Origin of the sequence: Crossiella sp. CA-258035, from assembly GCF_030064675.1 — a bacterium.
GTDB lineage: Bacteria > Actinomycetota > Actinomycetes > Mycobacteriales > Pseudonocardiaceae > Crossiella.
The window spans coordinates 2,783,129-2,794,628 of sequence record NZ_CP116413.1 but is presented as its reverse complement, the minus strand read 5'-3'; the positions used below and the strand labels follow the sequence as shown (position 1 = coordinate 2,794,628).

General features: G+C 72.1%; 18 protein-coding genes. All 18 read right to left on the bottom strand.

What is annotated here, in order from left to right:
- Nucleotides 1–44: 44 nt before the first annotated feature.
- A complete protein-coding gene (locus N8J89_RS12865) occupies nt 45–860 on the bottom strand; it encodes a nucleoside triphosphate pyrophosphohydrolase family protein (protein ID WP_283664570.1) in 816 nt (271 codons plus the stop codon).
- A complete protein-coding gene (locus N8J89_RS12860) occupies nt 857–1,687 on the bottom strand; it encodes a hypothetical protein (RefSeq protein WP_283664569.1) in 831 nt (276 codons plus the stop codon). Before N8J89_RS12860 ends, N8J89_RS12865 begins: the two co-directional genes overlap by 4 nt.
- 85 nt (nt 1,688–1,772) lie before the next feature.
- Nucleotides 1,773–2,120, bottom strand: coding sequence for a hypothetical protein (locus tag N8J89_RS12855; protein WP_283664568.1), 348 nt, complete (start codon nt 2,118–2,120; stop codon nt 1,773–1,775).
- 43 nt (nt 2,121–2,163) lie between these two features.
- On the bottom strand, nt 2,164–2,514 hold the full coding sequence (locus N8J89_RS12850; protein WP_283664567.1) for a hypothetical protein: 351 nt from the start codon (nt 2,512–2,514) through the stop codon (nt 2,164–2,166).
- A gap of 52 nt (nt 2,515–2,566) precedes the next feature.
- Nucleotides 2,567–3,352 (bottom strand): hypothetical protein, encoded by a 786-nt coding sequence (locus tag N8J89_RS12845; protein WP_283664566.1) that lies wholly within the window; start codon nt 3,350–3,352, stop codon nt 2,567–2,569.
- Nucleotides 3,353–3,389: 37 nt separating this feature from the next.
- Nucleotides 3,390–4,145 (bottom strand): hypothetical protein, encoded by a 756-nt coding sequence (locus N8J89_RS12840; RefSeq protein ID WP_283664565.1) that lies wholly within the window; start codon nt 4,143–4,145, stop codon nt 3,390–3,392.
- Nucleotides 4,138–4,575 carry a hypothetical protein gene (locus N8J89_RS12835; protein ID WP_283664564.1) on the bottom strand — a complete coding sequence of 146 codons (438 nt, stop codon included), beginning with the start codon at nt 4,573–4,575 and terminating at the stop codon, nt 4,138–4,140. The genes N8J89_RS12840 and N8J89_RS12835 overlap by 8 nt, the downstream gene beginning before the upstream one ends.
- A gap of 36 nt (nt 4,576–4,611) precedes the next feature.
- Entirely contained in the window at nt 4,612–5,145 is a 534-nt protein-coding gene (locus tag N8J89_RS12830; protein ID WP_283664563.1) for a hypothetical protein, read from the bottom strand.
- A 37-nt stretch (nt 5,146–5,182) separates the two neighbouring features.
- Nucleotides 5,183–5,725 carry a Pycsar system effector family protein gene (locus N8J89_RS12825; protein WP_283664562.1) on the bottom strand — a complete coding sequence of 181 codons (543 nt, stop codon included), beginning with the start codon at nt 5,723–5,725 and terminating at the stop codon, nt 5,183–5,185.
- A 187-nt stretch (nt 5,726–5,912) separates the two neighbouring features.
- On the bottom strand, nt 5,913–7,892 hold the full coding sequence (locus N8J89_RS12820; protein WP_283664561.1) for an FtsK/SpoIIIE domain-containing protein: 1,980 nt from the start codon (nt 7,890–7,892) through the stop codon (nt 5,913–5,915).
- A gap of 63 nt (nt 7,893–7,955) precedes the next feature.
- Nucleotides 7,956–8,327: a TraA-like protein gene (locus N8J89_RS12815; protein ID WP_283664560.1), complete on the bottom strand. Its 372-nt coding sequence runs from the start codon at nt 8,325–8,327 to the stop codon at nt 7,956–7,958.
- A gap of 37 nt (nt 8,328–8,364) precedes the next feature.
- Nucleotides 8,365–8,691, bottom strand: coding sequence for a hypothetical protein (locus N8J89_RS12810; RefSeq protein ID WP_283664559.1), 327 nt, complete (start codon nt 8,689–8,691; stop codon nt 8,365–8,367).
- A gap of 180 nt (nt 8,692–8,871) precedes the next feature.
- Nucleotides 8,872–9,927 carry a DUF2637 domain-containing protein gene (locus tag N8J89_RS12805; RefSeq protein WP_283664558.1) on the bottom strand — a complete coding sequence of 352 codons (1,056 nt, stop codon included), beginning with the start codon at nt 9,925–9,927 and terminating at the stop codon, nt 8,872–8,874.
- A complete protein-coding gene (locus N8J89_RS12800; protein ID WP_283664557.1) occupies nt 9,924–10,217 on the bottom strand; it encodes a hypothetical protein in 294 nt (97 codons plus the stop codon). Before N8J89_RS12800 ends, N8J89_RS12805 begins: the two co-directional genes overlap by 4 nt.
- On the bottom strand, nt 10,214–10,531 hold the full coding sequence (locus N8J89_RS12795; RefSeq protein ID WP_283664556.1) for a hypothetical protein: 318 nt from the start codon (nt 10,529–10,531) through the stop codon (nt 10,214–10,216). Before N8J89_RS12795 ends, N8J89_RS12800 begins: the two co-directional genes overlap by 4 nt.
- Entirely contained in the window at nt 10,531–10,899 is a 369-nt protein-coding gene (locus N8J89_RS12790; protein ID WP_283664555.1) for a hypothetical protein, read from the bottom strand. Before N8J89_RS12790 ends, N8J89_RS12795 begins: the two co-directional genes overlap by 1 nt.
- Nucleotides 10,899–11,243, bottom strand: coding sequence for a WhiB family transcriptional regulator (locus N8J89_RS12785; RefSeq protein ID WP_283664554.1), 345 nt, complete (start codon nt 11,241–11,243; stop codon nt 10,899–10,901). Before N8J89_RS12785 ends, N8J89_RS12790 begins: the two co-directional genes overlap by 1 nt.
- Nucleotides 11,243–11,473: a helix-turn-helix domain-containing protein gene (locus tag N8J89_RS12780; protein ID WP_283664553.1), complete on the bottom strand. Its 231-nt coding sequence runs from the start codon at nt 11,471–11,473 to the stop codon at nt 11,243–11,245. The genes N8J89_RS12785 and N8J89_RS12780 overlap by 1 nt, the downstream gene beginning before the upstream one ends.
- Between the last annotated feature and the right edge of the window lie 27 nt (nt 11,474–11,500).

The following is an 11,500-nucleotide window of genomic DNA, read 5'->3' as shown; positions in this document are numbered from 1 at the left end:
ACTCGGTGCCCTGGGCGCGTGCGAGCGCCCAGGGGGCCAGCGGGTCAGAACGTCTCCGCCTCCCGTGACGGCTCGTGGGTCGGCAGGTCTTGCTGCGGGGTTTTCTCGGCGGTGGTCTCCAGCCAGGCCAGTCCCAGGGCGACCAGGGTGGCCAGGGCGCTGCGGCGGAACTCCGGGGTGCAGTCACCGCGGTGAAGCCGGGTCATCTCGCCCAGCTGTGCGGTGAGCATGAGCAGCCAGTCCGAGTCGGTACGCGGGCGGTGGTGAAGCAGCCGACGTAGGGCGCTGGCCTCGCGGCGGGCCCGACCGACTTCGGCCAGGACCGCGGGGGTGGCGGCGTTTCCGTGCTCGCCGGTAGGCGCCGCGGTCCAGGTCCGCTCACCCTTTCTGCGGGTGACCAACTCCGCGCCGGGCATGGACGACAGCGCGCGCAGGGCGGCTTCCCGACTGCGGTGGACCAGGACCAGCAGCTCCGGGTCCCGCACGGCCCATTCCCGCTCCTCACCAGCAGGAGCGGGTTCGGCTGTGTCGTCGGTGAGGGCCTCCCGCCAGCCCAAGGCGATCGCGGCGACCTGGTCCAGCTCGGCGCACAGCTCGGCCGGGTTGCCGTCGTGGGTCAGCGCGCGGGCGACTTCACCGACCTCTTCCATCAGCACCACCAGGCGCTGGTGGTTGCTCATCGACGGCGAGTCCGGGGCGTGCGGGCCGTGCTTGGCGCGCTGCCGCTGGCGTTCGGCCCCAACAGCGGTCAGCACCGCGGGCGCGGCGGCGTCGAAGTGCTGGCCGACGGTGAGCAGCTCCACCAGGGCCTGGGCCAGATCGGCGGGATTGAGGACGGGGTGGGTGGCGTGCTCGGTCATGCCGCGCTCCAGATCGCATCGAGGTAGGCGGGGGCGTTGAGGGCGAACTCGGCGGCGCACCATGGACAGACCCAGCGTCGCGGCCCGGCCGGGCGCCACAGCTCGCCAAGGGCTTCCAGCTCGATCACCGCCCGGTCGGGGTCGGGGTAGGGCAGGGTCTCGGCGTGGCCGGTCTCGCCCCGGCTGGCGCAGATCGGGGAGATGCAGCGCAGCTGCCAGCTGGGCTGGGTGTCGCGGGCGATGAGGTAGTTCGGCAGCTCCGCGGCCACCGGCGGGTCCCACTGCTGGGTGCGGGAGATGGCCACGATCTTGTGGTGGACCTGCTCCCGGTCGGCCAGCGCGGCCACGGCCTGCTCGTAGGTGGCAAAGACCGCGGGCAACTCGTCGAGGTCGAACTCGTCGGGCAGGGGGCCGTCGGGCGTGAGGATGCGCCACAACGGCGGCAGCAGCTGCCAGCTCGACTGCGCGGTCGCGCCGAGGACTTCCCCGGCGGCGTGGGCGGCTTCGGCCTCCTCCTGGAGCTCGCGGCACAGCCGCCGGACGCCGAGGTCCCCCTGCAATTCCTTCTCCGGGCGGGGCCAGTCGATTCCGGAGGTGGCCAGCATCGCGCCGAGCTGGCGGATGTAGCCGAGGGGCAGGTGGTTGGCGCCGGTGAGGAAGCGGCCGCTGGGGGCGTGCAGGACGCACCAGGTGCCGGTGTAGCGGTGGGAGGTGTCGACCATCGGCACGATCACCAGCGCCGGGTGGGCGGTGGGCTCGCCGTAGACCGGGGTGGGCGGCTGGTAGCTGCTGCGGCGGATGGTGACCGGGATCAGCGTGCTGGTCATGGGGTTCTCCACGGTGGTGGTGGGGTCGGGCGGGCACCCGGGCGCGGTCTGGCCGGCGGGTGCCCGCCCGAAGCTGGTAGCGGGCTTAGATGCGGAACTCGGTGTCGCGGGTCTTCTTGCCCACCTCGTTGAGCTGCTCCATGGCCTGCTCGACGGCGGACTCGGCGGCGCGGAGCTGGCGGGCGACGGAGAGGAAGTGCTCGCGGATCGCGCCGAGGCGGTCCTGGGTGCCGCGGGCGGTGGGCTGTTCACCGGCCTTGAGGACGTCCTGGGCCAAGTCGGTGCTCAGGCCCTGGAGGGTTTCCAGCAACAGGATCAGCCGGGCCAGTGCGGAGGCGAGGTTGCCGGGGTATTCCGGGCGGGCCTTCTTGCGGTTGCGGGCCTGCTCGACCAGGTGCTCGGCGTCGAACAGGGTCGAGGCGAAAGTGCTCACAGCGGGTGCCTTTCTGGGGTGGGAAGGGTTCTGCGGGCGCGGGTTAGAGGCGGAAGTGCGGCGGGCACGCCGCGGCGAAGTCGTAGAGGTGGTCGCGGACACCGCTCCAGGCGCGGGCCGCGCTTCGGCCGCGTTCGATGCAGGTGGTCAGCCGGGTCTGCACCGCCTCCAGGAACTCCTCGGTCTCCTGGTTGATGTGCGGGTTGCGCAGGGTCTTGGAGTTGCCGCTGCTGCGGCGCAGGTTGTCCGCGGTCCAGCGCAGCGCGCTGGCCATGTCGGCGATCCGGTCCACGGCCGCGGCCAGCTGCTCGGGCTTCTGGCCGACGGGGCTGATGCTGACCAGCTCGGCCAGGGCCTTGTGCGCCTGCTCGGCGGCTTCGACGTACTTGCTCATGGGATGCGGTGTCCTTTCCAGACAGTGCGGGACGGGAAGCGGGCGAGGCCTGTCAGCCCCAGAAGCGGGTGGCCAGGCCCGGGAGGGCGCGACCCAGGTGCAGCAGGGCGGCGGAGTGCTCGGTGGCGGCCGCGGCTTGCACGCCCAGGGCGGTCTTGGCCTTGTGCCAGTACTGCCGGACCGGGTCCAGGTGGGTGGCCAGGGGCACGTCGTTGCGGCCGGACCAGTCGTGGTGCCAGGCGCATTGCTGCATCAGCTCGGCGATCGCTGCGGCGGCGCGGTAGACCTCGGCCATCTCGTGCATGGACTGGGAGACCTTGGCCGGTGGGCGCGTGTGACCGTAGTTGCCGGTGGCCACGTAACCGGCGTCCTCGGCTGCGGCCAGGGCGGCGATGGCCTGCCGGGTGGCCGGCGAGGGCCGGTCCGTGCGGTCCAGGTGCACCCGCAGGTCGGCCGGGAATGGGGCGAGCCGCTCCAGGTGGCCGGTGCGACGGTCCCGCTCGAGCTGGCGGTAGCTGTTCCCACCGCTGGCCACAGCGAAGAGGGCGATGCTGTGCTCGGGGCGCAACTGCTGCGCGGTCTCCAGCACCCGCTGCACCGGGTGCAGCTGCGCCCGGGTGAAGGCGGCTGTGTCGGAGTCGCGGCGGCTGAGCAGAAAGCCAGCCTCATCGGCGTGCTGGTCGAACAGGCGGCGGAGAGTGAACACCAGGTAGCGCAGGTGCTCGCTGGCCTCGGCCAGATCGGCGGGCGGGTGGGCTAGGTGCCGGGTGGAGAGCAGGCCCAGCCCGTGGTTGAGGTGCTCGCGGGCAGCGCGCAGCGCGGCGGTGGGCAAGGTCATCGACGGCTGTCCCTTCTGCGGGAGGGGGTGGTCGGGGTCAGGCATCGCTGCCCCCGCTGATGGCGAACTCCCGGGCGAGGCGGGCGGCCTGGATGAGGCTGGTGGCGGCCCCGTCGAGCCACTGCGCGTTGTCAGCCAGCTCGGCGGGCAACTGCTCGCCCAGGCGGTGCGCGATGCGCTGGTCCTGCGGGCCGGCCGCGGCGTGCTCGACCAAGGCCTGGATGTGGCGGAGGAGTTGAGCCCCGCTGGCCAGGCAGGAGCCCAGGTGGGTCAGCAGCGTTGCTTCCAGGGCGAGGTCAACGACGCTGGGGCGGCCGTGGCCAGTGGTGATCGCCTTCCGCAGGTTCTGTTCAGCGTCGGCGAGCTGCAGCGACATGTTCCGGTCGCGGGAGCTGGGGGTGGGGTCATTCAGGTCCAGCCAGCCCTGCCGCTGCGGCTCGGCCACGGCGTAGGCGGTGCGTCCGGTGCTGAGCTGGTCGAACCAGCGGGCCAGGTGCTCCAGGTCTCCGGGCAGGGTGGTGAGCAGGGAATGGCCGTGCTGCACCAGCCCGATTAGCTTGGTGTGCTGGTCGGGGTTGTCCGGGGTGAGCTCCCGCAGCCAGGAACCGAGTTGCGGGCGTTCCAGCAGCTGGCGCGCAACCTGCGGCAGGAACACCAGGTGCGTGAGCCCGCGGGCGATCCAGGCCGGGGTGTGCCGGGCCGGGCGCTGGACCAGCGCCCGGTTGAGCCGGGCCAGCGTGGCCTGGGCGCCGTCGAGGTTGACGATCACGGCCGGGGTGGAGAGCTCAGCCATGGTCGGCCTGCCCGGTGGTCGTGCCCGCGGCTGCGGCGGCGAGGGTGTCGGTGGTGATGGCGGCCTGCTCGGGCCGTGCCGGGTAGGCCAGTCCGGCGGTGTCGGCCAGGGCGCGGGCTTCCTCACCAGCGAAGAGCACCAGCAGCACGATCAGGCTGTCGGCGCCGGTGGTGAAGGCGATCTTCACGTGCACGCCGTCGTTGGTGGCGTGGGCGGTCACCGCGGCCTGCGGGATGGCGGCCAGCAGCCCGGTCAACCTGGTCAGGTTGGTGTGGATGTGCACCTGGGCAGCGAAGGCAGGTCTGCTGTAGCAGGTGATGTCGACCGAGTAGACCTCGATGAGGTCGGGGTGGGCGTTGAGCCAGGCGGTCACGTCGGTGGTGACCTGCAGAAGTCGGCGGTGCCGGTCTTGGACGGTAGTGGTGGTCATGGCGTGCTCCTTCGGAAACGACGAGGCGGGGTGGGTTCAGCGGCCGAGGAGGGCGAGGATCTGCGGGCCGGTCAGGCGCTTGTGGCGGTGCAGCGCGGCCGCGACGCGGGTGATGCCGGCCCAGCGGCGGCGCACCAGCCCGGCGGTGCGGGCCTGCAACTGCGCGAGGCTCAGATCGCTGTTGCGCCGGTAGCGGCGGACCACCTCGTAGTCCGAGCCGCTGTTGTAGAGGGCCTCGCGGCGGGCCTCCGCGAGCTCCATGCCCTCGGCCTGGTGCATCCACTGGGCCTGGGCTTCACCGCCGGCGAGGTAGGTGACGATGTAGTCGTCGATGAGCTCGGCCGGGATGTGGGTGTCGTCGGGCTCGTGGTCCTCGCTGACGTAGCCGAAGGCCTGCGGGTCGAAGAAGATCGGGTTGTTCACCGTGGCGATGGCCTCGGTGATCGGCAGGTTGTAGTGGGCCATCAGCACCGCGTGCCCGGCTTCGTGGGCGCAGGCCCGCAGGTGCTCGCGTTCCCGGCGCTGCGCCAGCGTCAGCTTCGCGGCTGGGGTGGTGGTGGGTGTGGGCATGGCGGCGGACTCCTTGTTGGTGAGGGCGGTGGGGGGTTCAGGCGGCCAGGACGGCCAGGACGATGAGCGGGAGGGCGGCCAGCAGCAGCGCCACCGCGCGGCCGATCCGGCGGTACTTGCGCACCGCCAGCGCGGACTGGGTGGCCAGCAGTGGCGGCAGCACCCGGTCGGCGTGGCGGCGGGCGGCGGCGAAGTCGGCGGCCAGGTGCTCGGCGCTCTCGCCGGTGAACAGCGCCCACCGGGGGAAGCCGTGCCCGCCCGGGGTGACCCGTGGCCAGAGCACCCACAGCAGCAGGCCCACCGCGGCGGTGGCCGGGATGACGGCCAGGGACAGCAGCACGCTGGCGAAGGCGGAGACCTCGGCGCGGGTCAGCGCGATGGTTCCGGCCAGCACCGCGGTGAACAGCCCCAGCAGCTGCCCGGCCTTGACATCGGCGCGGCCGTGCTCGGCGGCCACGCCCCGCAGGGCCTCGGACAGTTCGGCGGCCAGGTCCGGGACGGGCTTGGCGGCCGGGGTGCCGGCGGGGCCGGGGGTGTCTTCCTCGGGCAGGTCGGTGATCACGTAGGTCGGTCTGTGCATCACGTTCTCCGTAACTCTCTGTAGTGATATGAGGGTGTGCGGGGTCGGGCCGGGGTGGTCCGGCCTGACGTCAAAACACTGTTATGAAACTCGTATCGCGCGCGCCCGCGCACGCGCGCGCCTTGGGCGGGGGTGCGGGCGCGTCTGACGTCTGACGTCAGCTACGTGCCCGCCCGCCCGCTGCGCGCTACGCTGCGTGAGCGTCGCGGGTGGGGATCTCGTAGACGACGGCGCGGTTGTCCTCGCCGATCTCGCGCAGCTGGCCCTGGGCGGCCAGGCGAGCCAGCTCCCCGGAGACCCAGCCGCGGGTGCGGCCCAGGTAGCGCTCCGGGTCGGGGAAGTCCCGCGTGGTGATCCGGGTCTTGCCCTCCTTGACCAGCTGGGTGATGCGGTCGGCCATGAACTTGCGGACCTCCTGCTTGGTCGGGCGCGGCCGGCCGAACGGGGTCTCGTCGGCTTCGGGCAGCTCGGCGTCCAGGTCGACCTCCAGGTCGGGTTCGTGGTTGGCCGGGCCGGTCAGCGGGGTGTTCTCCTCCGCGTCGCTGAGCTCGCGGTCGAGGGGGTCCAGGCTGGGGGTGAAGGTGGCCGACAAGGCTCCTCCCTGCTGTTTTGCGGCACCGGCGGCGCCGGGGATGGGGGTGGACAGGCCCAGGTGGCGGGCCACGGCCGGGTGCAGCGGGGCGCGCAGGTGTGCGGTGGCGGCGATGACCTGGGCGAGCTCGTCGTCCTGGCCGTCGAACGTCCTGCCCGGGACGGTGAAGCGCTCCTCCTCGATGCCGGGGGCTTCCAGGTAGTTGGCGCCGGGCTTGCGGTTCTTCCAGGCCGCGGGGTTGGCCCCGGCCTCGATCAGCTCGTCGGAGAGGGTGAAGGCGGCGTCTTCGATGCTGTTCACCCCGAAGCACCACACCGCACCCAGCTGGGAGCGGACATCGGTGGGCATCTGCCGGAAGCTGGCCTTCTGCAGCGACAGCACCAGGGAGATGCCGGCCGAGCGGGCTTCCTGGGCGATACGGGCCAGGGTCTTGGCGTCCTCCAGCACACGCGGGGCTTCTTCGACCCAGATCACCAGATACGGCATGCCGTGCTTGGCATAGACCTCCGGGGTCCACTGGTCATAGCCCCATCGGCCCAGGTCAGTGGCTCGTTCGGTGATCAGGTCCGTGATGCGGGTGATCAGGTCGGCGCACTTGTTCTGCCCGATCACCACCGGGGTGTGCTCGCCGAGGAACCCCACGGTCTGCTCGCCCTTGGAGGGGTCCATCACCACCAGGTTGACGTCGCGGCGGGTGAGGATCTCCGTCCAGCACAACTTCGCCCCGTGGCTTTTGCCGCTGCCGTTCATGCCCTGCACGATCACGTGGGTGGCGTTGCGGCGGGTGGCCTTGCATCCGGGCAGGTAGAGGCACTGCGGCTGGCCGTCCTCGTAGGTGCCGACCACCAGCGCCTCGGTGATCGATCCGCCCGGGGCCGACGGGCCGGGGTAGGGGCGGGGGTGGCGCAGCAGGTCGACCGGGACGATGGTCATCTTCGCCTGGGAGGCGTCATCGGGGTCCGGGGCGATGCGCACGGAGTTGCCCGGCAGGCGCATGGCCGAGGCCATCTGCCCGGTCGCGCCCTGCACGTCGGCCACGGTCATCTCCCCGGCCGGGAGCTGCAGCTGGGCGGTGACCCGGCCCGGCGCGACCTCGATCTGGCGGGCCTGCACCCCGGCCAGCTTGACCTTCTCGAACAGGCCCCCACCAGCGGTTTCACTGCCGCTGTTGCGGAGCAGGTGGCGGATGTTCCAGGACAGCGCCACCGCGGGGGCCGCGATGGCCCAGGAGCCCCACAGCACCGGCTCGGTGGGATCGGCGATGGTCGCGGAGGTGAACCACAGGCTGGCCAGCCCGGTGGTCAGCGTGCTGTGGATGCGCGTGACCTGCGCACGAGCCGAGGCAGCCAGCCAGGTCACCCCGGTCAGCGCACCGCCGGCCAGGGCCATCCCGGCCGAGACCCACGGCAGCGCCTCCGGGGCGGAGGCGGCGTAGTGGGAGATCAGCGAGGCCGGGTACAGGCCCAGCCCGGCCGCCCACGGCGGCAGGTAGGCCGCCGCGCGGGAGCGGTCGGCCTCGTTCAGGCCGGTGACGCTGGTGAACCCGCCGCGGGCCCAGTTCTTCTTCCTGCTCATCTTGCTGCTCCTTTCTGCGGATTCATCCAGGTCACCGGCCCGGAGGGACCGGAGAGGAGGGGGTTAGGCGGCGTAGCCGTCGGGGCGGTCGTCGTGGTCGAACACCGGCCTCCTGCGGGCCGGGGGGACGCCGGGCTGGAAGTGCTTGCGGTAGCTCAGGTAGGTGCGGACCACGTTGGCGCTCACCAGTTCCACGCCCTCGGCGGCGTGACGCAGGTGCTTGGCCACCAGCCGCGCCCGCACCTTCTGGTCCACGCCCATCGCGGCCCAGTGCCCGCCGGGGACCTCGGAGAGGGCGGCCTGGAGCTCCTCGGAGGCGATGAGCAGTTCGTGGTGCAGCGGGCGGATCAGCAGCCGGGCGTTGTTGCAGTAGTCCCGCAGTGACGAAGCCGAGAACAGCTCGACGTCGCCGAGGGTGAAAGGCTTGCCAGTCAAGGGAATCAGGTCCTTTCAGTACACAGTGGACGGTGGGTCAGGAGCGGGAGTTGAACAGCGCGGAGGTGCGGGCCAGCTGGAGGTAGCTCTCGGCCAGGGCCAGGCGCCTGTCGACGTCGTCGGCGAAGATCACCCGCCAGTTGTGGGGGTGGCCGACCAGCAGCTTCACGACCTCGGCGACCAGCCCCGGTTCCGGACTCCAGTGCCACACCAGCTCGGCGAGGTCGTTGTAGAGGCTGGCCTGGCGGCGCACCTGCGGGTGGTAAGCGATGTTGTCGCGCAAGCCTTCCAGGGCTGCGGCGGCCAAGTTCAGCAGCTGGCGCGGGTGCGGGATCTCGGTGGTGGTGGTGGTGGTTTCGGGCATGGCTGTCCCCTCACGGGTCGGTGATGCGGGTGTGGTGTCCGGAATGGACGAAGGTGGTGCGGTGGTTCAGGCGATGGCCGGGCGCGGGGCGTACGCCGGGTGCGGGGTTACCTCCGGGCCTTCGGCGGCGAGGATGTCGCGGACCTCGCGGGCCAGGTCCATGCCCCCGCCGAGGTGCTTCTAGATGGCCTTGGCCGAGGGGGTTACCGGCAGCTCCCCCACCGTGATCGCCTCCCGGGTCCGGGCCAGCAGATCGGCAGCGGCCGGGGAGAGTTCTTGCTGGACGATGGCGGGGTAACCCGTACCGGAGTCCACCGTGGACAGCTCGGCCAGCGTGGCCATGTCGGCGCGGAGGATGACCCCGCCCACGATCATGAACGCCCCGCTGCGGGCGGCCTTACGGTCGGCCTTACGGCTGGCCTTCACGATCGCCTTGCCCAGCCGCCGGTCCCGCCGCGACGCGGCCGGGCCGACCCCGAAACGGTCCATCCACGCCGCTTCCCACGCGGCTTCGGGGGTAACCCCCTCACCCCGGGCGGCGGCGATGCTGGCCGCGGCCCATGACAGCCGCGGGTAGCGCAGACGGCGCCACAGCGCGGTGCGGATCTGCGCCCCGGAACGGCCGGCCAGGGCACGCTGGCGGGAGATGACGGTCAGCTCCCACAGCGCCGGACCGAACAGCGAGCACAGCGCCAGACCGATGCCCTTGGTCGGGTTGGCCTCGGCCAGCCCGTGCCCCAGGTTCAGCCCGGCGGCGATGAGCGCGAACACCCAGGTCGCCACCCGCAGCAACCCGGTCGGGCGCCCGGCGAGCAGGGCCTGGTGGGTCAGGAAGGCCAGGTACCAGGCCCCGCCCTCCACCGCCACCGGCATCAACAGGCCCAGCACGCCGAAGCCCAGGGTGTTCATCGCGGCCTCGCCCTGCCCGGTCCAGGCCAGCACGATCGGCGCGCCCATCGCGATCAGCCCGAGCAGGAACCCCAGGTTGGCCGCCACTCCCTGCCGCAGCCCGGCCAGCACCCGCGCCAGGGTGGCGCGGCGGGCCTGGCGGCGAGCCTGCTTGGCCAGCCACCGCTGCTGCGCGGCCGCGGCCTCGCGGGCGGCCTTGCGGTCGCGGGTGTCCTGCTCGATCTGGGCCTGGACCTGGGCCTGGCGGAGCTTGGCCTCGGCCACCTGCACGGCGGCGTTGGCGGCCGCGGTGGTGCGCTGGGCCTTGTAGTCGACGTAGATGCTCACAGCTCCTCCTCACCGATGTTGCGGCGGCGCCGGGGACGGCGGGTGTGGGTGCGGATGACGTGCGGGCCGCGAGCCAGCGAGCGCAGCTGGCCGGCCACCGCGGTGCACCAGGCCCACAGCACGAACATCTCGTACAACCCGACGGTCACCGCGACCAGCCAGAAGGGCATCCCGGTGCGATCGAGCAGCCAGTAGGCGAGCAGGAACAGCCCGACCGGGACGATGGACATGGCCACCAGCTGGCTCAGCCAGCGCAGCGGGGCGAAGGCACCACGGAACGGGGAGGTCATCGCCTGCCGCCTTCCCGAACCCGGGCGCGCCGGGTCCGCGGCGCCGCCGCGACGACCCGCTCCGGGCGCCACGCCCCGAAGAGGACCTGCTTGAGAGCCAGGTACTCCACCAGCACGGCGGCCAGCACGACCGCGATGTGCCAGGACTGCGGGGCGATCAGCCAGCCCACCACCGCGATCAGCGCCGCGGGCAGCGAGCACAGCACCACGATCACGACCAGCAGCCACAGCATGCTCAGCACGCCGGTGACGGCGTGCAGCAGGCGCTTGCCCGCCTCCGCCACCACGTGGCGGGCCGTGGCCGGGCGCTTCATCAGGCCACCGCCTTGGTGCCCGTGCCCGGGAAGCGAGTTTCACCGTGTTGACAGCGGGCGCACCAGCGCAGCTCGCCCCCGCACACCGCCGGGCGACCCGGCGTGGTGTGGGGCAGGGACTTGCCGTGGCACCAGCACGGACGCCACGGCGCCCACAAGTGCCCGCGCTGCTGGCACAGCCGCTCCGCGGCGTCCATCGCACACGCCGGGCACAGCAGCGCACCGGTCGCGGTGGCCCACCAACCCAACTTCGCCAGCGTGGCCAGCGCGGCGGACTCGGTGTCGAAGTGGTTCTTGCCGGAGGTGATGTTCGGCTGGGCGAAGCAGGTGTCGCAGGATGCGATCACGCACAAGGTCACGGTCAGCATCACGCCACCGCCGGAAGCTCGGACACCGGCACCACCGCAGGCTGCGCCTGGCGGAGCTCGGCGCGGTCCAGCTCGTCGGTGCCACCCCAGATCCCCCGCTGCCCGGTGCGGACGGCGAAGTCCCGGCACGACTCGGCGATCTCGCACCGGCCGCAGATCGCCTTGGCCTGCTCGACCCTCTCGGTCTCGCTGGCCAAGGTCCGGCCCTCGAAGGTGGTGGACGGGAAGAACAACTCGGGATCGGTTCCGGCGCACTCGGCGTGCCCGCCGAAGTCCTCGGCCCGCAGCTGACCCAGCAGCCGCCACAACTCGCTGCCGCGCTGGAGGCGTTCCTCGGCGGTCATCACGCCACCGCCTTCGGCTCCGACATGGCGGTGGCCGCGGCCTGCTTGCACCTCTTGATGTACTCGGCGATGGCGTCCTCGGGGATGCGCAGCGCGCCCTTACCCGTGCCCATCCGGACCGCGCAGAGCTCACCGTTCTCGATGGCTCGGTAGATCGTGGCGACCGAGACGTCCAGCTGCTCGGCCACGGCCTTCACCCGGAACATCCGGGGAGTAGCGTTGTCCTGCATCTTGGCTCCCAAGCTTCGATGTGTGCC